The organism is Desulfobacula phenolica, assembly GCF_900105645.1.
GTDB lineage: Bacteria > Desulfobacterota > Desulfobacteria > Desulfobacterales > Desulfobacteraceae > Desulfobacula > Desulfobacula toluolica.
In genome coordinates, this window is record NZ_FNLL01000020.1 from 13,663 (window position 1) to 32,543 (window position 18,881).

Annotated in this window: 18 protein-coding genes; 12 read left to right on the forward strand and 6 right to left on the reverse strand. The window is 38.0% G+C overall.

All coding sequences use genetic code 11. From position 1 onward, the window contains the following. Window positions 1-39 precede the first annotated feature (39 nt). The 3 genes from BLT94_RS20415 to BLT94_RS20425 all read left to right on the forward strand — a co-directional run bounded on the left by BLT94_RS20415 (window position 40) and on the right by BLT94_RS20425 (window position 2,312). Window positions 40-240 carry a hypothetical protein gene (locus BLT94_RS20415; RefSeq protein ID WP_092238342.1) on the forward strand — a complete coding sequence of 67 codons (201 nt, stop codon included), beginning with the start codon at window positions 40-42 and terminating at the stop codon, window positions 238-240. 186 nt (window positions 241-426) lie between these two features. Continuing rightward, window positions 427-1,464, forward strand: coding sequence for a ParA family protein (locus BLT94_RS20420; RefSeq protein ID WP_092238345.1), 1,038 nt, complete (start codon window positions 427-429; stop codon window positions 1,462-1,464). After that, the gene (locus BLT94_RS20425; RefSeq protein ID WP_092238350.1) at window positions 1,461-2,312 is read left to right on the forward strand and encodes an SIR2 family protein; all 852 of its coding nucleotides are present in this window, start codon (window positions 1,461-1,463) and stop codon (window positions 2,310-2,312) included. Before BLT94_RS20420 ends, BLT94_RS20425 begins: the two co-directional genes overlap by 4 nt. Before the next feature lie 11 nt (window positions 2,313-2,323). Here BLT94_RS20425 and BLT94_RS20430 read toward each other — a convergent pair whose 3' ends face one another. The 4 genes from BLT94_RS20430 to BLT94_RS20445 all read right to left on the reverse strand — a co-directional run bounded on the left by BLT94_RS20430 (window position 2,324) and on the right by BLT94_RS20445 (window position 4,545). Then, window positions 2,324-2,779, reverse strand: coding sequence for a DNA methyltransferase (locus tag BLT94_RS20430; RefSeq protein WP_092238353.1), 456 nt, complete (start codon window positions 2,777-2,779; stop codon window positions 2,324-2,326). After that, the gene (locus BLT94_RS20435; protein ID WP_139169089.1) at window positions 2,707-3,723 is read right to left on the reverse strand and encodes a TRM11 family SAM-dependent methyltransferase; all 1,017 of its coding nucleotides are present in this window, start codon (window positions 3,721-3,723) and stop codon (window positions 2,707-2,709) included. The genes BLT94_RS20430 and BLT94_RS20435 overlap by 73 nt, the downstream gene beginning before the upstream one ends. A 62-nt stretch (window positions 3,724-3,785) precedes the next feature. Continuing rightward, window positions 3,786-4,325 carry a PDDEXK family nuclease gene (locus BLT94_RS20440; RefSeq protein ID WP_092238359.1) on the reverse strand — a complete coding sequence of 180 codons (540 nt, stop codon included), beginning with the start codon at window positions 4,323-4,325 and terminating at the stop codon, window positions 3,786-3,788. Then, window positions 4,306-4,545, reverse strand: a complete 240-nt coding sequence (locus BLT94_RS20445; protein ID WP_245743202.1) for a helix-turn-helix domain-containing protein — start codon at window positions 4,543-4,545, stop codon at window positions 4,306-4,308. Before BLT94_RS20445 ends, BLT94_RS20440 begins: the two co-directional genes overlap by 20 nt. Before the next feature lie 158 nt (window positions 4,546-4,703). On the opposite strand from BLT94_RS20445, the gene BLT94_RS20450 reads away from it, so the two are divergent. The 3 genes from BLT94_RS20450 (at window position 4,704) to BLT94_RS20460 (ending at window position 7,466) form a co-directional block, all read left to right on the forward strand. Beyond that, window positions 4,704-5,876, forward strand: coding sequence for a DNA-methyltransferase (locus BLT94_RS20450; protein WP_092238362.1), 1,173 nt, complete (start codon window positions 4,704-4,706; stop codon window positions 5,874-5,876). 232 nt (window positions 5,877-6,108) lie between these two features. After that, a complete protein-coding gene (locus BLT94_RS20455) occupies window positions 6,109-6,555 on the forward strand; it encodes a DUF3795 domain-containing protein (RefSeq protein ID WP_092238364.1) in 447 nt (148 codons plus the stop codon). Between the two features lie 92 nt (window positions 6,556-6,647). Further along, on the forward strand, window positions 6,648-7,466 hold the full coding sequence (locus BLT94_RS20460) for a class I SAM-dependent methyltransferase (RefSeq protein ID WP_092238367.1): 819 nt from the start codon (window positions 6,648-6,650) through the stop codon (window positions 7,464-7,466). 216 nt (window positions 7,467-7,682) lie between these two features. On the opposite strand, the gene BLT94_RS20465 is transcribed toward BLT94_RS20460, so the two are convergent. Together BLT94_RS20465 and murJ are read right to left on the reverse strand one after the other, a co-directional pair. Further along, on the reverse strand, window positions 7,683-8,462 hold the full coding sequence (locus BLT94_RS20465; RefSeq protein ID WP_092238370.1) for an SIR2 family NAD-dependent protein deacylase: 780 nt from the start codon (window positions 8,460-8,462) through the stop codon (window positions 7,683-7,685). Next, entirely contained in the window at window positions 8,417-10,027 is a 1,611-nt protein-coding gene (murJ, locus tag BLT94_RS20470) for a murein biosynthesis integral membrane protein MurJ (protein WP_092238373.1), read from the reverse strand. Before murJ ends, BLT94_RS20465 begins: the two co-directional genes overlap by 46 nt. Before the next feature lie 147 nt (window positions 10,028-10,174). On the opposite strand from murJ, the gene BLT94_RS20475 reads away from it, so the two are divergent. From BLT94_RS20475 to BLT94_RS20500, 6 genes are all read left to right on the forward strand, one after another. Further along, window positions 10,175-10,453: a hypothetical protein gene (locus BLT94_RS20475; RefSeq protein WP_092238376.1), complete on the forward strand. Its 279-nt coding sequence runs from the start codon at window positions 10,175-10,177 to the stop codon at window positions 10,451-10,453. Between the two features lie 113 nt (window positions 10,454-10,566). Beyond that, a complete protein-coding gene (locus BLT94_RS20480; protein WP_092238379.1) occupies window positions 10,567-11,913 on the forward strand; it encodes a M48 family metalloprotease in 1,347 nt (448 codons plus the stop codon). A gap of 64 nt (window positions 11,914-11,977) precedes the next feature. Continuing rightward, window positions 11,978-13,810 carry a UbiD family decarboxylase gene (locus BLT94_RS20485; RefSeq protein ID WP_092238382.1) on the forward strand — a complete coding sequence of 611 codons (1,833 nt, stop codon included), beginning with the start codon at window positions 11,978-11,980 and terminating at the stop codon, window positions 13,808-13,810. A 19-nt stretch (window positions 13,811-13,829) separates the two neighbouring features. Then, entirely contained in the window at window positions 13,830-17,282 is a 3,453-nt protein-coding gene (locus BLT94_RS20490) for a DUF748 domain-containing protein (protein ID WP_092238384.1), read from the forward strand. Between the two features lie 23 nt (window positions 17,283-17,305). After that, window positions 17,306-17,677 carry a hypothetical protein gene (locus tag BLT94_RS20495; protein WP_092238387.1) on the forward strand — a complete coding sequence of 124 codons (372 nt, stop codon included), beginning with the start codon at window positions 17,306-17,308 and terminating at the stop codon, window positions 17,675-17,677. A gap of 160 nt (window positions 17,678-17,837) precedes the next feature. Beyond that, on the forward strand, window positions 17,838-18,881 hold a 1,044-nt coding region (locus BLT94_RS20500; protein ID WP_092238389.1), incomplete at its 3' end, for a FecR family protein.

Below are 18,881 nucleotides of genomic sequence, written 5' to 3' on the forward strand. Positions count from 1 at the left end.
ATTACTCTTTCATTATTTGTTGTGGCAAACTGATCTGCCATGGCCGTTTATATGAAAGTTTTCAAAAACCCAAACAGTGACTTTCATGTTTTGTTGTGGGCAAATCTGAGCGAAAGACCAGGTCTGCCCCTGGCAGTTATTCAAGAAATTTGGAATCTCTTTACACTATTTCAAAATACTGGTAATGCAGATATGGAATTCAGCGGATATGAAGGTGATAACCGTTCAGGTTATCAATAGTTTCTTCATGATATGCGACTATATGTCATATCAAACAAGAGAACAGGGCACATTCAATTACTTGTTTTTTTAAAAAAGCTAAAAAATGAAATGCTTAAAATCAAACCACAATTATAAAGGTGTTGAAGATGTCTGTCGCCATTTTCAAGCCTGGTTTAAAAACCTTTATACGAGGAGAATATACAAATGGAAATTATTACCTTTTTCAATAATAAAGGGGGAGTTGGAAAAACAACTTTAGCGGTTAATCTTGCTTCTTATTATAAGACATATTTGGAAAAAAGAATTCTGTTCTTGGATTTGGATCCCCAAGCGAACTCGACACAAAGTATATTAGCCGAAGATAAGTGGCTTGAAATATATGGCCCTAATAGTATTCGACATTCAATTTATTATTTTTTCGAGGATATTGTTGCTGGAGATTCAAACATAAAAGAAGGAAATATTTCTATTAATCAATCAGATTCTCGTTATTGTTTTGACCTCATCCCAGGACACCCTAAACTATCTTCCATAGAAGATATTTTTAGTGATGCTTGGAATAAATGTTCTGCAGGAGATCTTGGAGGTTTTCGAAAAAGCAACTGGTTAAATTTTATTAAGAACAAATATAGCGACTCTTATGATTTTTTATTCATTGATCTTGGACCTTCCTTGGGGGCACTAAATAGAACTGTATTGTTAAATTCAGATTATTTTATTACTCCCATGGGAGCGGATATTTTCAGCATTCTTGGAATAGATAATATTTCTTCTTGGATGGAAGATTGGCAAAATCTTTATAAAACAGGACTCTCTACATTAAAAACAAAACATCAAGCTGAATATCTACCAATGATTAGGAAATATTACATTAATCACGAGCCAGACTTAACTACAAAATTTATAGGTTTTTCTATTCAACAATATGTGACAAAAACGTTTTCAACTGGCCGAAGACCAATCAAAGCATATGATGAGATTATTTCACAAATGCCTTCAAAAATAGTAAAACAGCTAAAGAAATTCATAAAAAACAATCTAACCGAGGACGATTTGCTATTAGGTGATATTCCTTTTCTCTATAGTATCGTTCCTCTGTCACAAACGAATAAAGTCCCTATTTTTAATTTGGAATATAAAGATGGTTTAAGAGGGAGCCAAAAAGCGGGCGTAGAAAAATATTTAGCAATGATGAAAAAAATTGCAACTAAAATCAACCTTAATATCGGTATTAATAAATGATTACATGGCCTGAAAATTTGATCGAGGAATTGGCATATAAAAGAGCTCTATTAGTTTTGGGATCTGGTGTTTCAGCGACATCACAAAATGACGAAGGCTTAAGACCTAAAACATGGTCTAAGTTTTTAGAAGATGCAAAATCTTTAATGGAGAATAAAAATTGTGAAGTCACTTTTGTTGATAAAATGATAGCCGAAAAAAATTACCTAATGGCTCTTCAAACGATTTATGCAGATTGTGATTCAGGGGTATATTCTGATTTTTTAAAGAAAGAATTCACTCGCCCCAAATTTCAACCTTCTCCGGTACACCAAGCTATAAAAGAAATTGATTCGAAAATTGTAATTATGACTAATTTTGATAAAATTTATGACAATCTGTGCGCTGAAGACGGTTTTGTTATCTGTGATCATAAGGATACACAAAAAATTGTATCTAATATAAAGTCTCCAGAGAATGTCATCATAAAAGCCCATGGAAGTATAGATGATGTTAATTCAATAATTTTTACAGGAGAGCAATATTACAATTCCAAAAGGAAATACCCCGAATTCTATAAGCTGCTGGAGGCCTTATTCTTAACACACACTGTAATCTTTTTAGGGTACAGTCTAAGTGATCCAGATATAAATTTAATATTAGAAAATATCATTAATTCCAGCAGTGAAACGAATCCCCATTATGTGGTTGTAAAAGAAGGACTTCCAAAACAAATACGAGAGCATTGGAAACGAACTTACAATATTTCTTGCTTAGAGTATGGACCATCTTATGATAACTTTGAAGAAAATATACTTGAACTGAAAAATCAAGTCCTTGGTTTGAAAGAATCCAGAAGGATCCCGTAATTTTCAGAAATTTATTTTTCTCCATTCTTTTTTTGTAGAATGACGATATATTCTTGTCTCATTGTATTCGCCATTCCAACAATTTGTCTTGGAAGTGATCTTACATGTGAAAAACCTTTTGACAGACCAATTTTTTTAATGATTTCATTTAAACCGGAGACTTCATTTCTGGGAATTTTTAAAGCCTTGCTCAGTTGACTATCATTTGTTCCAATAATTATTGTGCAAAATCGCTCGGGCTTTAAGATCCGATAGCATTCGGAAATCACTTTATCCATATCATCTAAATAAAGATGATATTTTTCTTTTAGAGTTTTTCCTCTCATCCCGATCATATTTTGGCTCAATTTTGAAATTTCTTTTACAAAGTATCCTAAATGAGAAACATCGTTTTTTAAATAGTCGATGGCAAAACTATAGGGTGGAGAAAAAATGACCCCATCAATACTATTGTTTTCAAGATCAATCTTTCTGGCATCACCTTGTACGAGATTTGTATTAGCGGTTCAAGTTTAAGATGATTCTCAACAGCAAGTATTTTATTTACAACGGTAAAATATCGCTCAAGGATAGATTTAAAATGTTCCAAATGCGATTTTTGCTTACTTCTTTGAGCATATCCCTCACTGTCAAGAAAAGCTAAGAATACCAAATTAAATATTTTTTCTTTATCGACGGATTCTGGAAAGAAATTATTTTTAAAAAATACATCTTTTTGATCATTAAATTTCTTGGAACACGAATTAAAAGCCAGAAAATTTTTTTCATACCTTTTAAGAAGATCATTCAAACATATAGGATTGATATTAAGGGAATCACATTTGACTTGTGCCATAAATCTACAGAAAGGGCTTGAATCTATACCGATTGAATTGATACCCATCAATGACGCTTCAACGGGAACTGTTCCGGATCCCATCATTGGGTCAAGTATTGTTTCACCATGTTTAATCCCCATAATGTTTATAAGGGCTTTGATCATTTGTGGGTGGAATTTGCCCCTATAAGGAAAAAGTCCATGAGTAGAGTATCCGGTTCTAAATTGATTGTTGATGAAAAATAATTTTAATCTTGATGATGAGTACTCAGGAATTTTAACAGGATCACCCGTGCAAATATAAAAATGGTTTGTAAAAACGCCATCAACTTTTACAAAGTATGCGCTGCTTTTCAAAAGTTCTTTTTTGGTCAGTATTCTGCTTTCGTAATATGCAAGTGCAAGTTCATATACCTCACTCAGGTTAGGAGATAGTTCAAATCCTTCTGTAAACAGGTTAAAAAACATCCCTTGCTGTATAACATCGGCTGGATTTTTGTTAGGGCCAAGGATATTGTGCGCCAGGGAAGTCCAAAATAGTATCTTGCTGTATAACATCGGCTGGATTTTTGTTAGGGCCGTTATCGATTTCACCAGATTTATACAAGGGCTCGACCATCGGTACCCTTTCTTATCGGTGGGACATCTTCTGAAAGCTAATCGTACTCAATTTCAATGACAGCAAGCAGTCCTTTTATTATTTGTAAATTTTTCCATACATTGAAATACGGTTCAATTTCTGCAAAGTTTCCAACTCGATCAGTTAAATATTGATACATGTCTCGTGAGGGAAGAATTAAAATACCACCTTCAATAATGCCATCTAATAGGCCAATAGCCATTTTATTTATTGCTCTGTGGCTTGAAGAAATATTGCCGGTTTCCCATTCAACAGCAAAACACCTATTCTCAGGCAGAAACTTTACAGCATCCACTGGTCCCGGTCTTAAACGAGATGCAATTTTCATCCTATATTCACTTTTCCAGCCTTTATCTTCAAGGTATTTAATAAAATTCTTTTTTATAGGGACGACACCGTTGGCTTTCTTTTTAGGAAATAATGTAAAATTGTCACTACCGTCAGGCCAAGTGATGGATTGAATGGCATCATATGTTTCAGATAGTATGTTTTCAAATTCTTTTGAGCTGGAAAAAGCACCTTTTTTTATCAAATATTCAGTTTTGATTATCTTCACTTATAATCTCCTCGACATCATGAACCATGTTGGAAGCAGTTGTGTTTAAAACCTTGGCGAGTATTAATATTGTGGTTAAAGAAGGCTGCCTTAGTCCTCTTTCAAGAAGTGAAATATAACTTCGATCTAGGCCACACTCTTGAGATAATTTTTCTTGAGACAACTTATTTGATGTTCTAAATTTTTTAAGCACTTGGCCAAACATTTTTTCAATAGTCAATTTTCTCCTCCAGTTTGATGCAGCAACAATACATATTTTTAAAACCAGTCTCTACAGACTATAGTCCGCAAAAATATAATTGATCATGATAGCTTAATGTGTTACTAATTAGCTTTAAAAAATGAATTTTAAAATAATGAGCTGTAGAAGGTTACGATATGTTTTTCAAAGCACTGCAAATAGAGGACAGATTGTCGTTAAATAGGTTCTCAAAAAAAACAGGTATTTCCGCCAAACGTCTAAAATATTATAATGATGGCAATAAAATGCCAACCGGCAAGGATTTAAATCTTATATTAAAAAATACGGATTTATCAAAAATTGAACTGATGTTATTAACTGAGACCTTCAATCATGAATTAAAATCCTTGATCGCAAAAAATGCTCAACAAATTGAAAAACTGTTATCATCTAAAAAAGAAAGAAAAGAGTCAAAAAACGATATCAAAACTTTATTCGAAACTGAACTTGGGAAGCTTTATCAGTGCGATTGTTTAGATCTGCTTAAAACAATGGAATCTGATAGTGTTGATATTGTGTTTGCAGATCCACCATTTAATTTAAATAAATTATACCCTTCCAGGATTGATGATGATCTTAAAACAGAACAATACTTGTCATGGTGTGAAAACTGGGCATATGAATGTACTCGCGTATTGAAGCCTGGGGGAAGTTTTTTTACATGGAATCTTCCAAAATGGAATACCTACTTGTCGGAATTCTTAAACTCAATATTGACATTCAGACACTGGATTTCCGTCGATATTAAATACTCTCTACCTGTCAGAGGGCGGTTATATCCTTCACACTACTCTCTGTTATATTATTGCAAGGGCGAGAAACCAAACACCTTTCATCCTGACCGCCTTCCCATGGGTATATGCCCTCATTGCTATGGTGATTTAAAAGATTATGGTGGCTATAAAAATAAAATGAATCCTGATGGAATTAATATTAGTGATGTTTGGCTGGATATTCCACCAGTAAGACATGCAAAATACAAAAAAAGAAATGGATCAAACGAGTTATCCGTTAAATTGTTAGATAGGATAATCGAAATGTCTTCAAATAAAGGAGATGTTGTCTTTGATCCCTTTGGCGGATCGGGGACCACTTATGTAGTTTCAGAATTGAAAGAAAGAAAATGGATTGGAGTTGAAGTCGGACCAATAAATGGCATTATTGATAGATTCAATAACATACATGAAGACAGAGCCAATCTCAAAAAAATCAGAAATGATATTAACGCCCTCATTCCTAAAAAATACTATAAAAAAAGAGTTGAAAAAGGCTTGTGGACGCCTGAAACTTTCCAAATAAAAGCTTCATAAAAACAAAAGTTTACTTTTACGGCCTGTAAAATGTAAATCAAAGTCAGTTTGAAGACTATTATCTATAACCACAATATCTCAACAAAAAAATAAACCTGATTTCATCGGTTATTTTGGTGTTATATTGCCTGAATTTTACCAATATCCTCCAAATGGGTGATGTTTATTGCCAGCGGTTGAATTATAATCTTCCCTGTCAAAATTAATCTAAAAATTATGAGGAGGATCAATTATGGATTATTTTTATATGACTGCCCCCTGTGGCCTTGATTGTTTTAATTGCCATTTCTATTTGGCCCTTGAAAACAAGGAAGCAAGAGCTGTAGTTGAAAAAATGTCCGAAGAATATAATGTACCTGTTGAAATAATGCTGTGCAAAGGATGCCGAAATCACGATGGCAATATACCATTACAAAAACATATCTTTGGTGATTCGCATAGTTGTGCTGCATATGAATGCTCTAAAAACAAGGGCCTTGATTTTTGTGGAGATTGTAACGAATTCCCATGTGACAACTTACACCCTTATGCTGACAGGTCTACTGAGCTGCCGCATAATATGAAAGTCTTCAATTTATGTTTAATAAATAAGATGGGGCTGGAAAACTGGGCAAAGTCAAAGGCATCTGAAGTTCGCGAAACTTACTTTACAAAACCATGGACACTATCTGACAAATAATATCATATCAGGAACATAATACACGTAGTTGCAGCAAAATTGCCGCCAGTGAAGGCCGTGTTAGGCTTCAAACTATACAAGGAAGTATTATTATGGATCATATTGAATTGAAAGAATTATATAAGAATACATTTAATGCTATTTCTGATGGATATGGACATTCAGCAATGCGTTTTTTTTCTGAGACCCCTAATCAAGTCTCCTCATTTTTAAATTTGAGGGGAGATGAGCATGTAATTGATGTGGCCACAGGAACTGGATATGTGGCACTTGCTATTGCTAAAGATTTGCCGGATGGACAGGTGACGGGTATAGATTTTTCAGAAGGCATGCTCACCCAGGCCATTAAAAACAAAAATGAGCTGGGAATACAAAATGTTACATTTGTTGAAATGGACATGCAGGCTATTGATTACAAAGATAATAATTTTGATATCGCAGTAAGCGCTTTTAGTATTTTTTTCGTCGAGGATATGGAAAAACAACTAATCCATATAGCCAGTAAAGTCAAAGCCGGAGGCACAGTCCTTATAACAACATTTTTCGACAATGCCTTTACTCCTCTTTTCAATCTATTTATCAACCGCCTTGAAAATTATGGAATTGAAGTGCCAAGCATTGCTTGGAAACGAGTTGCAACAAAAGAACAATGCACCTCTCTTTTTAAAGAAGCCGGATTGCAGAATATACAATGTAAGCAGAAAGATTTTGGTTACTATCTAAAAGATGTCTCGGACTGGTGGTACATAATCTGGAACGGGGGTTTTCGTGGATTGGTAAATCAACTTTCCAAAAATGATTTTATAAAATTCCAAAAAGAACATTTAGCTGAAATAAAAGAATTTGCATCTGACAAAGGAATCTGGCTTGAAATGGGTATTTTATATACTTTAGGCGAAAAAAAAGCATAACAACATAAATTAATCGGATACAAATTCCGCTGCGCTTCATTTGCAGCGGTTATTTGCTTAACAACAAGTAGACCGGGCGCGGGATGGACAATCGCCCGACAATTATATTACCGCTGTAACTTTAGCAGAGCGGCTGCTCAAAATTTGTTGAGACAGACAAAGCACAGCTAAAGTTACAGCGGCAAGTTGATGATAGCCCTTATCCCAATTTCCTTTTCAGTCAGAGATAACCTGATTAACAATATTTTTCAGGACATCTCCTGCCTTTCCCCGGATCAGTACATCACATTTTGTATCATAAGGAGTTTCAGAAAGATTGATAATAACAAGAAAAGCACCCGCATTTTTGGCATATTCCGGCATCAAGGCTGCCGGTTGAACCAGAAGTGTGGAACCCACGACAATAAAGACATCACTGTTTGTTGACAACTCGACAGCTCTCCTGGTCTCCTCGACCGGCATGGCCTGGCCGAAAGAAACCGTGTCCGGCTTAAAATATCCGCCGCAGGAACATTCAGGTGCCTTTTCGCCTGCATCAATCATCTTTTGTGTTTCCTCCCAGGAGATCAGTTTGCTGCAACTCATGCACCTTACGCGCCGGGTGTTGCCGTGTAGTTCAATGATTTTTTTTGCCGGAATGCCGGATGCTTCATGAAGTCCGTCAATATTCTGTGTGATCAAAGCCTTTAATTTGCCCATTTCATGAAGTTTTGCAATGCTTTTATGGCCCTTGTTGGGTTTGGATACAGACAGGCTTTTTTCCATGTCAAGCCGCTGTTCCCAATACTTGATCCGAGCTTTTTTGGACGACATGAATTCATCAAAGTACACTGGCTGGAATTTGTCCCAAATGCCCCCCTGGCTTCTGTAATCGGGTATTCCACTTTCCGTTGAGATACCGGCGCCGGTAAAGATAACCAAATTATTTGATGCTTTGATTTTATCGGCTGCTATTGTGATTTTTTCATTTGTTTTTTCAATCGTTTTTTTAGCCATGGGAAAATCCTTTTGTAAATGTTTTCATAGAAAATAAGAATTTCCGGTATGTTTAAAACAGACCCGGTTAAGAAAAATAGAAATAAAAATTCAATTCCGATCAGACCTGCAATGGCCAAAGACCCCAAAAGAGTTGCAGGATCAATGAATAGTCGCAGGCCGGAAGCGGTTATAAAAAGTATGATCCCCATCATCAGGCTGATGGGGATCATTTTTAAAAAGAACTGATAAACCTCTTTTTTTTCAGAATTTAAACTTTTTTTGTTCCAGCATTCAAACAGGATAAATGCCTGGATGATCACCGACAGTGATAACCCTAAGGCCACTCCCTTGGCTCCCATTATTTTCATGAACAGGAAAATAACAGGGAGGCTGAATAAAACACAAAGAGTTGTGAAAATAGCCGGAAAAAGGGTGTTTTGAATGGCATAGTATCCCCTTGAAACAATGTTCTGGGCTGAAAAAGCAAAAGCACCGACCATGAAAAAAGGCAGAATTCCCGTGGTCACCATGGTTGCCTGGGCATCAAATTGACCTCTTTGAAAAAGTATGGTTACAATTTCACGGCTTAACACAATAAACAGAACACAAAAAGGAATGACCAGGAAAATAAATTTTAATGTTTTGTTTAACAGGCGGTTTAACTCAAAAATATTGCCTTGACGGGCCAGTTTTGCCATAAACGGATAAGAGGCAACCCCGATGGCCTGCCCGAAAAGTCCAACAATAATAAACATAACCCTGAGAGCATAATTCATGGCGGCAATACTGCCGGAAGGCAAATAAGACCCGAAAAATTTCAAGAGAATTTCCGTTGAGAATGTCATGGTTAACCCTATCATTAAAGGTAGTGTGAGCTGAACGTAACGTATTAAATCAGGATGGGTAAAGCACAGGATAGGGTAATACCTGGCCCCAAGTTTTTTTGCGCCCATGACCTGTAGTGCAAAATTACCCACAAATGCGCCCGCCAGTACGCCCCAGGCAAATCCTTCCATCCCCATGAAAGGGCCTAAAACAAGTCCGCCCAGAATAATGGATATGTTGTATATCAACGGTGCAAGAGCAGGGATGAAAAATTTTTCATTGGCAAACTGAACCGCCATGAGAAGCCCGCCGGCAAAAAAGAAAAACTGGGCAGGTATGATGATCCGGGTCATTTTTACGGCAAGAGCAAAGGTGCCGGGATCATTGATTCCCGGTGCCAGCAGGTTAACAAAACGGGGTGCCCATATCATCGTGACCATGATAAAACCTAACAAAAGAAGCCCGAACCCGTTCAAAATAATTGAAAAGACCCGGTATCCTTCCTTTTTTTTGTTTGAGGAAAGATAGTGGGCAAATATGGGAATAAAGGTGATGGAAAGAAAACCGCTTGCCACAATATGGTTAAGAATTTCAGGAAGAATAAACGCGATCTGGTAGGCATCAACACCGGCGTTTATGCCGCCGACACCGGCAATGGTCATTTCACGAAAAACTCCGATGACACGACTGGCAAATACGGATGCCATCATGATAAAGGATGCAATGCCTATCTTTTTTAATATAGTCTCGTTTTTCATAGTCGTAGTATCGACAGGATTTATCATAAAGGGTTGGTAAATAAAAGCCTTGTGGGGGAAAATAGTTTGACTTGGACAAAGTTTGCAGAATATATTGGTGCATCATTTAAAAAGTTTTTATAAATCAGGAATAGGGGACGATAGAAAATGTTTACTAAATTAGGAATTTTTTCATTAGTGGCAGGATTGGTTATGGGTATTTTTAGTACTGTTTCCGGCTTTATGGAATCTAAAAATTTCTGGGTTGATTTGACCCTATCAAAAATAATCGGAAATGATACGTCTGAAACCGTTATAACGCTAATAGGCAGTGATTTTATACAAAAAAACCTGGATTTCCTGATTTATGATTTACCGTTTTTTTGTTTTTTATTTGGGCTTGGCGTTGTTTTTTTGATTATCAGTTTGTTTGTTAAGGATCACTAACGGCCATGGCAGGTCAAGCTGTCACAATAAAAAAACAAAAGAACCCTGATTTCAAAAGGTTATAAGCCATTTCATACAGTAAAAAAGAACCTACCAGACAGGGAAATAGAAAAATGAATCAATCAATTAAAAACAATCAAATTTCAAGAAGGCAGTTTCTAAAATATTCAGCATTTATGTCTGCATCTGTTGCAGGTGCTGCATGTTTTACCGGGTGTGCTGTTGATCCTGTTACAGGAAAAAAACAATTGATGATGGTTTCCCAGCAACAGGAGATCGGAATTGACAAACAGCAGTCACCTTTTCAGTTTTCTTCGGATTACGGCATTACAACGGATGCTGAACTCAACCGGTATGTTTCTGATGTGGGCAAGGCATTGTTGTTTAATGTCCACAGGCCAGGAATGCCTTATAATTTTAATTGTGTGAATGCAACTTATATTAATGCATATGCATTTCCCGGCGGCTCCATTGCCGTTACCCGGGGAATTTTATTGAAACTTGACAATGAGGCCCAACTTGCAGCTTTGCTTGGCCATGAACTTGGCCATGTCAATGCAAGGCACACAGCGGAACAGATCTCCAAAGGGCAACTTTCTTCTCTGCTCGTGAGCGGTGTCTCCATTGCCGCAGGCACTCAAAGCTCTGGCCTTGGCGAATTAACTCAACAGCTTGGCATGCTGAGCCAGGGATTGCTTTTGTCCAAGTACAGCCGGGATAACGAAAGGGAAGCTGATTCTCTTGGCAACGAATATATGGTTAAGGCGGGCTATCCCTCCAAAGGATTTGTAGAACTTATGCAGATGCTCAATGCCATGAACAGGGAAAAACCAAATTCCGCCCAGATACTTTTTTCAACCCATCCAATGAGTTCGGAACGGTTAAATTCCGCAATTCAAAGGGAACAAGGGATTTATCGGTATTCAAAAAATTATTTGTTGAACCGTGAAAGATATATGGATCATACAGCTTCCCTGCGTGCTAAAAAACAAGGCATAGAACTTTTGCAGCAAGGAGAAAAGCATCTGGCAAAAAAAGAGTATGACAAAGCTCAGACTTCTTTTAAAAACTCCTTGTATGCTCTGAAAGAGGATTATACAGCCCATGTGTTAATGTCCAAATGCCTGATGATCATGAAAAAACCTGCCCAGGCCTTGTCCTATGCAGATGCTGCAAAAAAATTGTATCCGTCGGAAGTCCAGGGTCACTATGTTGCCGGTATGGCCAATACCGAGCTTAAACAATATGGGGCAGCTTATCAAAATTTCAGCAAGTGTGACGGCCTGTTGCCGGGTAACCCGCAAATGGCTTTTTATAAAGGGTATTGCCTGGATAAAAAAGGTGACAGGTCTCCGGCAGCCCATCATTATCAGACCTATTTGAAACTGATTAATTATCAGCCCAATCAATATTCCAAGTACGCCTATAATCGTCTGAAAGAATGGGGCTATGTCAAATAATAAAATTGTTAATCAGACTGTTAATCATGCTGTTAATTAAACTGTCTGGAGAAGAAATTAAATCATGAAATTTTCAAGCCTCCGGCAGTGTGTCAATTTTTTGGAAAAACAGGGGGAACTGGTAACGATCCGGCAACCGGTTGATCCAAACCTTGAAATGGCTGAAATCACAAGACAGGTGTTTGATGCCAATGGCCCGGCCATATTGTTTGCCAATGTGATGAACACTAAATTCCCCGCAGTCTCAAACCTGTTCGGCACCTGGGAAAGAACCCTGAAAATTTTTGAACCCCAGCTTGCATCTGTCAAAGCCCTTGTGGATATCAAATCAGATCCGGGATTGGCGGTTCGATCTTTGAGGAAAACATCAAAAGCCCTGCCCGCACTCTTACACGCATTACCTGTAAAGACATCCAATCCCAAGGTGCTGGAAAACAAATGTGATATCAGGGATCTTCCCATGATCAAGTGCTGGCCTGAGGATGGCGGGGCCTTTATCCTGTTGCCCCAGGTTTTTTCAAAAGATCCGGCAAAGCCGTCTGTTTTCACTTCAAATCTGGGCATGTACAGAATTCAAATTTCCGGAAATGACTATGATCCGGGCAAAGAGATCGGTCTTCATTATCAATTGCACCGGGGGATCGGCAACCATCACCAAAAAGCTCTTGAGAAAAATCAGGCTTTACGGGTCAGTATCTTTATCGGCGGACCGCCTGCCCATACCCTTGCCGCTGTCATGCCGCTTCCGGAAGGAATTCCTGAAATCGCCTTTGCAGGGTCACTGTCCGGGAGAAATTTTCGCTATGCAAATAAAGACCGGCATTTTATTTCAGCAGATGCGGATTTTTGCATAACAGGAATCCTTGTCCCGGCAAAAACAAAAAAAGAAGGCCCCTTTGGCGATCATTTGGGTTATTATTCTCTGGCACACGACTACCCGTATTTAAAAGTAGAGTCAGTTTACCACAGACCTGGTGCCATTTTTCCGTTTACCGTGGTGGGACGACCGCCCCAGGAAGATTCCAATTTCGGAAGATTGATCCACAAGATAACACGATCCGCAATTCAGGACAGCATTCCCGGGGTTACAGCCGTGAATGCTGTTGATGACGCAGGCGTTCATCCCCTTCTTCTTGTAAAAGCTCATGAGCGGTATGTTCCTTATGAAAAAAGGATGCCAAGAGAATTGTTAACCCATGCTGCAAGGGTAATGGGAACAGGTCAGTTGTCACTGGCAAAATATTTGTTGATCTGTGCCCATGAAGACAATCCTGATCTGGATGTGACCGATGAAAAAGCTTTTTTTATTCATATGCTTGAACATATTGATTTTGAATCTGATTTGCATTTTTTTACAAAAACAACCATGGATACTCTTGATTATTCCACCCGGGACATCAACCATGGATCAAAACTTGTGATTGCTGCAGCCGGTGAAAAAAAACGAACCTTGGGATTTGATTTTCCCCAATTTTTTTCTTTGCCAAACGAATTTTTTCATCCGAAAATTGTCGCACCTGGCATGGTGGTACTTGAAGGCCCTGCATTTAAAACTTATTCACAAGGAAAAGTACAGATAAATCAGTTGAAAAAACATTTGCAGACTCAAACCGGGCTTGAATCGCTTCCTTTGTTTGTGGTTGCAGATGATGCAGGTTTTGCAGCAAAATCATTTTCAAATTTTTTATGGGTGACTTTTTTACGATCAAACCCTTCTCATGATATTTATGGTGTGAATGAGAAAACTTTGTTTAAACATTGGGGCTGCACCCCTCCCTTGATCATAGATGCCAGAATCAAACCCTTTCATGCCGATCCGTTGGTGTCCGATCCAAAGGTTGCTGAAAAGGTAAAATCCATGGGAAAAAAAGGCGGACCGCTTTTTGGAATTATTTAGCAGAAGGAATGTATACGATATGACAATGAAAGCTTTCTTTTTAAGAAAAACAAGTTTAATTCCGGTTGCCGTTATTTTGCTGTATACCCTGGTTGGATTCTTTTTGTTGCCAATTGTTGGAAAGAATATCCTGATGAACAAATTAAGCACTTTGCTGAACAGGGAGGTCTTTATTGAAAAGATTTTTATCAATCCTTATACTTTTACATCGACAATTGATGTCCTGATTGTGAAAGAAAAAAATAAAGCTGCAACAGAAAACAACAAAGACGTTTTTTTTTCCGCAGACAAAATATCAGCTGATTTAAGCTTTTTTTCCCTGTTTGCCTTTACCCTTGGCATATCTGATATTTCTTTGGAAAGTCCCTATGTGAGTATTGTTCAAAACCAAGACGGATCGTTTAATTTCTCAGATCTTTTAAATTCCGGCAAACAAGATGAAACGCTTTCAAAGGAAAAGGATAAGAATAAAGATAAAAATGACGATCAGAAGAGTTCAGGGGAACTCATCAACTTTGTTTTAAAAAATGTCAATATTGTTCAGGGTGAAATCCGGTTCAAGGATAAGGCAAATGATGTCTCTCATCTTATGGAGAACTTTTCCTTGTCCCTTCCTTTGTTAAGCAGCAGACAAAAAAACAGGCATGAAAAATCAAAACTGGATATTGGTTTTACCTTAAACCAGTCAAAAACTGATATTCATGTTGAATCAACGCCATTTGCAGAAGACCTTGCCACGCAGGTGGACATCAGGACATTGGATATTGATTTGATTCACTATCTTTCCTATCTGTCAATGCCTGAAAATATCCGGTTGAAAAAAATGGATCTTAACCTGGATATTAACCTGGATTTCCATGCCGGCTATAGCAAAGCAGATTCAAAAAATTCGCTCGTGGTTCAGGGAACCATCAATGCATTAAACGCGATTGTAAATGGGGGTGTTGAAGAGGAAATAATTAAAATCCCGTTATTGACGATTGATATTTCACCGTCAGATGTTTTGGCAAATCAATTAAATATTTCAAAAATTTTAATGGCCACCCCGCAATTGAATGTAAACCGGGATAAGGCCGGTAAAATAAATTTGTTAGACTATTTTTCAAAAAATAACGAGAATCTTAAAGAAGAGAAAAAAGAAGACAAGAAAACTGCAAACGCCGGGCACAATTTTTTCAGTCTCAACCTGGAAGACTTTGAAATCAAAGATGCTGCAGTGTCTTTTCAGGATTTTTCCAATGAAACAGCCGTTAAATGTACAATGAATTTTCTGGCAGGGGCAAAGGTATCACAAAAAAGCAATACCTTGAATATGACGATCAACACCCCTGAGTTTTCGATGCAATCCCTGGTATTTTCTGATCAACAGTCCAAAGAAGAGATGATCAATATTCCGGAATTCAAGATCAAAGGGGCAGTCATTGATGTGGGCAATAAAAAAATTGATACCGGAACGATTACCGCCCGAAATGGAAACATCCTGTTGAAAAGGGATAAAGACGGACAAATCAACATTGTCAAAAGTGTCATGCCTGTTCAGGAATCACGGCAACCGGCAAACACTGCCGGTAAAACAACTGCTGTATCATCCGGGGAAAAAGAGTCCTTGTGGGATGTCACAATGAACTCTTTTGATGCAACCGGATTTGCCGTACAGTTCAATGATCTGACCAACACTGATCCTGTAAAAATTGATCTTTCCAATATCTCCATCAATGCTGCGGATCTTAAAACTCAGGGTGAACAAAAGGGCCGTGTTGCGGTTCAAATGGACTGGGGCAGGGAAGGGCGGATCAGTATCAAGGGCAATGCGGTTCCATCAATGTTAAGTGCAGGGCTTGATGTGAATTTAAAAAAAATTGATATCAAATCCTTACAGCCTTATTTTACAAATTTTGTAAGAGTTCTTGTCACAGACGGACATCTGAACACAAAAGGAACTCTTGATCTGGATATGAGAGGCACCCGCAATAATAACATTACGTTTGCCGGAGAAACATCCCTGACCAACTTTATCTGTCTTGATAAAAAGACAGCAACGGATTTTTTTAAATGCAACTCATTATATTTTTCAGGACTTGATGTGTCGTTATTCCCGGTTAAGGTCACTGTAAAAGATATTTCACTGACTGATTTTTATTCCCGGATTATTGTCAGTAATACCGGTGAAATTAACTTGAATACAATTTTCAAGCAGGACACACCAGAAGATCACGGGAAAGGCCAAACAAGCAAACAGGAAAGCAAGCAGGAAAATAAACAGAAAACAGCAGCATCTGAAACACCACAGATTCGCGTAGACAGTATCACGCTGCAGGGAGGGGATATCAGTTTTTCAGATTATCTGACCCAACCCAATTTCACAGCAGGCATGAAACAGATTGCAGGATCTGTCACCGGCCTTTCATCAGACGAACAATCCCGGGCAAAGCTTTCACTGAAAGGGCTTCATGGTAACTCTTCACCTCTTGATATTGCAGGGACCATAAATCCACTGGCTGCAAAAAAAATTGCAGACATCAATATCTCTTTTAAGGATATTGAACTGGTAAATTTTACTCCATATTCATCCAGGTATCTGGGGTACAAAATCGAAAAAGGAAAACTTATTTTAGATCTTGAATATACCATTGACGGGAGTACCCTTAAATCAGAAAATAGGGTTCAATTTGATAATTTTTTTCTGGGCGAACGTGTGGAAAGCAAGGATGCCACATCATTGCCTGTCGGACTTGCCATTTCCCTGTTAAAAAACAGGGACGGCCGGATTAACCTTGATCTGCCGGTTTCAGGCCAATTGGATGACCCTGAATTTAAAATAGGTTCCATTGTTTTGAAAATGATTTCAAACCTGATTTTAAAAGTGGTGACGTCACCTTTTTCAATAATAGGTGCCATGTTTGGCGGCGGGGAGGATCTGGGGTTTGTTGAATTTGAATATGGTGATTCAGCAATCAACCCGTCTGATTATGAAAAACTGGATAAACTGGCGCAGATCTTACAGGAAAAAACATCCATAAACCTGGAAATTCAGGGAATTTATGACAACATCCGGGATGCTGAAGTTTTAAGAAAAAAAGGCTTTGAAGATTTGATCAAGGCTGAGCAAATAAAAGAGTTATCAGCTTCAGGAAGTGATACAGGAACATTAAAAGATGTGGTGATCCTAAAAGAAGATTTGCAGTACTATATTGATATGGCCTATGCTGTGGCAAAATTTCCTAAACCAAGGGATGAGGCCGGCAATGAAAAAGAAATTGGTATGGAGGAAAAAACCAAGTTGTTGATGACAAATATCAATGTCGGAAAAGATGATTTAAGACTTCTATCCATGAAACGGTCAGAAAATATAAAGGCATATCTGCTCTCAACAGGTAAGGTTGAAAAAGAGAGGATTTTTCTGCTGGAGCCACTGGAAAATGAAAGTTCAAACACTGACAGAACAAGTGAAGTGAAATTTTTATTAAAATAAAAAAAACAAGGAGCTTACAAGTTATGGATGAAAAACCATTAAAAAGTGTTTTTTTTCATTTTCGATTTAAATTTCTGGCGATTACCACCATTGCATTTCTGCTGTATGTTATTCTTTCCAGTTCAGCGGAATTTGACCAGTTTGCTTCCACACTTCAATTTAAATTAATGGGGCCTTTTTTTATTGGCGCAGGAATTTTCTATTTGATTTTCAGAAAATTCCCCATTAAATGCCCGAATTGCTACAAGCTTGTTTCAACCCGTAAAAACTGGCATTGTCCGAATTGCGACCAAATGCAAGGAAAGGATCGGTTTTTAATGGATAAGTGCATTCACTGCCGGCAAATGCTATCTACTTCTTTTTGTGAGCATTGCAAGGAAGAATTCAGGCTTTAACCCCTGTCTATTCGGCCAGTTTGTTGAAATTATATGAGTTAATGAAACTGTTGACTAATTTTTTTCAACGAATTATAGGTGAACGTAAATATTTATAGTTGATTTTTAGAGAGCCAAGTGTGAGAAAAAAATCATATATGATATCAGATGAGGAAAACAAATGGCTGACAGCACTATGACTATGGAATCGGTTGGTAAGGTTATTTCAATACAAGGCAGTGCCAGGGCATTGTCAGGTACTGAAATGCGGGAACTTTCATCAAACAGTGAAATTTTTCAAGGCGAAACCCTTGTGACGGATAAGGGAAGCAAGCTGGAAATTAAATTCCTGGATGATACGAGCTTGTCCATTGGTCAAGACAGTGAAATAAACATTGATTCCTATGTATATGATTCTCAGTCAGCAGACAATTCCGACCTTCTTTTGCAAATGACAAAAGGTGTTTTCAGGACAATCACAGGAGAGATTGCCAAACAGAACCCGGATCATTTTAAAATCAAATCTCCTCTGGCAACAATTGGAATCCGTGGGACCACGGTTGTAAGTGAAGTAAATAAAACAACGGAAAAACATGGTGTCGAAGATATCGGACCAGGAAAAACCCTGGTGGTTCAGGACAACATGGGCAATACTCAGTTTATCACCAAGCCCCTTATGGTTGTTGATTTTTTTCAAAATCAGGGGATTGAACCGCCCCGTCCATTGACGAATTTGGAATTGAGATTTTTTAGGTTTCAAGCACCAATCCGGGGGATAAGTGATGACCCGGATACAAAAGAAGAGGATGAGGGGACTTCTGAGGAACCAGATGCCGGAGGAAAAGAACCTGACCCGGAAAACGAAGACCAAGGAAATGAAGAGCCTTTAAGTGAGGAAGAAGAAAAAGAAAAAGAGGAAGAAGAAAAAGAGGAAGAAGATGGGGGGAATAACGGCGGTGGAGATAACAGCTGGCAGTCTGATAAGCCTGAACCCGAATCCGATCCTGGCCCTCAACAAGAGCCTCAACAAGAGCCTCAACAAGAGCCTCAACAAGAGCCTCAACAAGAGCCTCAACAAGAGCCTCAACAAGAACCTCAACAAGAACCTCAACGTGCGCCTGAACCAGAACTTTTGATTTTGCCTGATAATAGAGATCCGGATTTTCCCGAACCTTTTAATTTTGAATCTGAACTGTTTAGCTTTAAACCTGTTTCTGAACCCGAA

Excerpts from the sequence above, each read along its gene's own strand:
- BLT94_RS20415 (WP_092238342.1), top strand. The coding sequence starts at position 40 with ATGGCCGTTTATATGAAAGTTTTCAAAAACCCAAACAGTGACTTTCAT.
- BLT94_RS20420 (WP_092238345.1), top strand. The coding sequence starts at position 427 with ATGGAAATTATTACCTTTTTCAATAATAAAGGGGGAGTTGGAAAAACA.
- BLT94_RS20425 (WP_092238350.1), top strand. The coding sequence starts at position 1,461 with ATGATTACATGGCCTGAAAATTTGATCGAGGAATTGGCATATAAAAGA.
- BLT94_RS20450 (WP_092238362.1), top strand. The coding sequence starts at position 4,704 with ATGTTTTTCAAAGCACTGCAAATAGAGGACAGATTGTCGTTAAATAGG.
- BLT94_RS20455 (WP_092238364.1), top strand. The coding sequence starts at position 6,109 with ATGGATTATTTTTATATGACTGCCCCCTGTGGCCTTGATTGTTTTAAT.
- BLT94_RS20460 (WP_092238367.1), top strand. The coding sequence starts at position 6,648 with ATGGATCATATTGAATTGAAAGAATTATATAAGAATACATTTAATGCT.
- BLT94_RS20465 (WP_092238370.1), bottom strand. The coding sequence starts at position 8,462 with ATGGCTAAAAAAACGATTGAAAAAACAAATGAAAAAATCACAATAGCA.
- murJ (WP_092238373.1), bottom strand. The coding sequence starts at position 10,027 with ATGAAAAACGAGACTATATTAAAAAAGATAGGCATTGCATCCTTTATC.
- BLT94_RS20475 (WP_092238376.1), top strand. The coding sequence starts at position 10,175 with ATGTTTACTAAATTAGGAATTTTTTCATTAGTGGCAGGATTGGTTATG.
- BLT94_RS20480 (WP_092238379.1), top strand. The coding sequence starts at position 10,567 with ATGAATCAATCAATTAAAAACAATCAAATTTCAAGAAGGCAGTTTCTA.
- BLT94_RS20485 (WP_092238382.1), top strand. The coding sequence starts at position 11,978 with ATGAAATTTTCAAGCCTCCGGCAGTGTGTCAATTTTTTGGAAAAACAG.
- BLT94_RS20490 (WP_092238384.1), top strand. The coding sequence starts at position 13,830 with ATGACAATGAAAGCTTTCTTTTTAAGAAAAACAAGTTTAATTCCGGTT.
- BLT94_RS20495 (WP_092238387.1), top strand. The coding sequence starts at position 17,306 with ATGGATGAAAAACCATTAAAAAGTGTTTTTTTTCATTTTCGATTTAAA.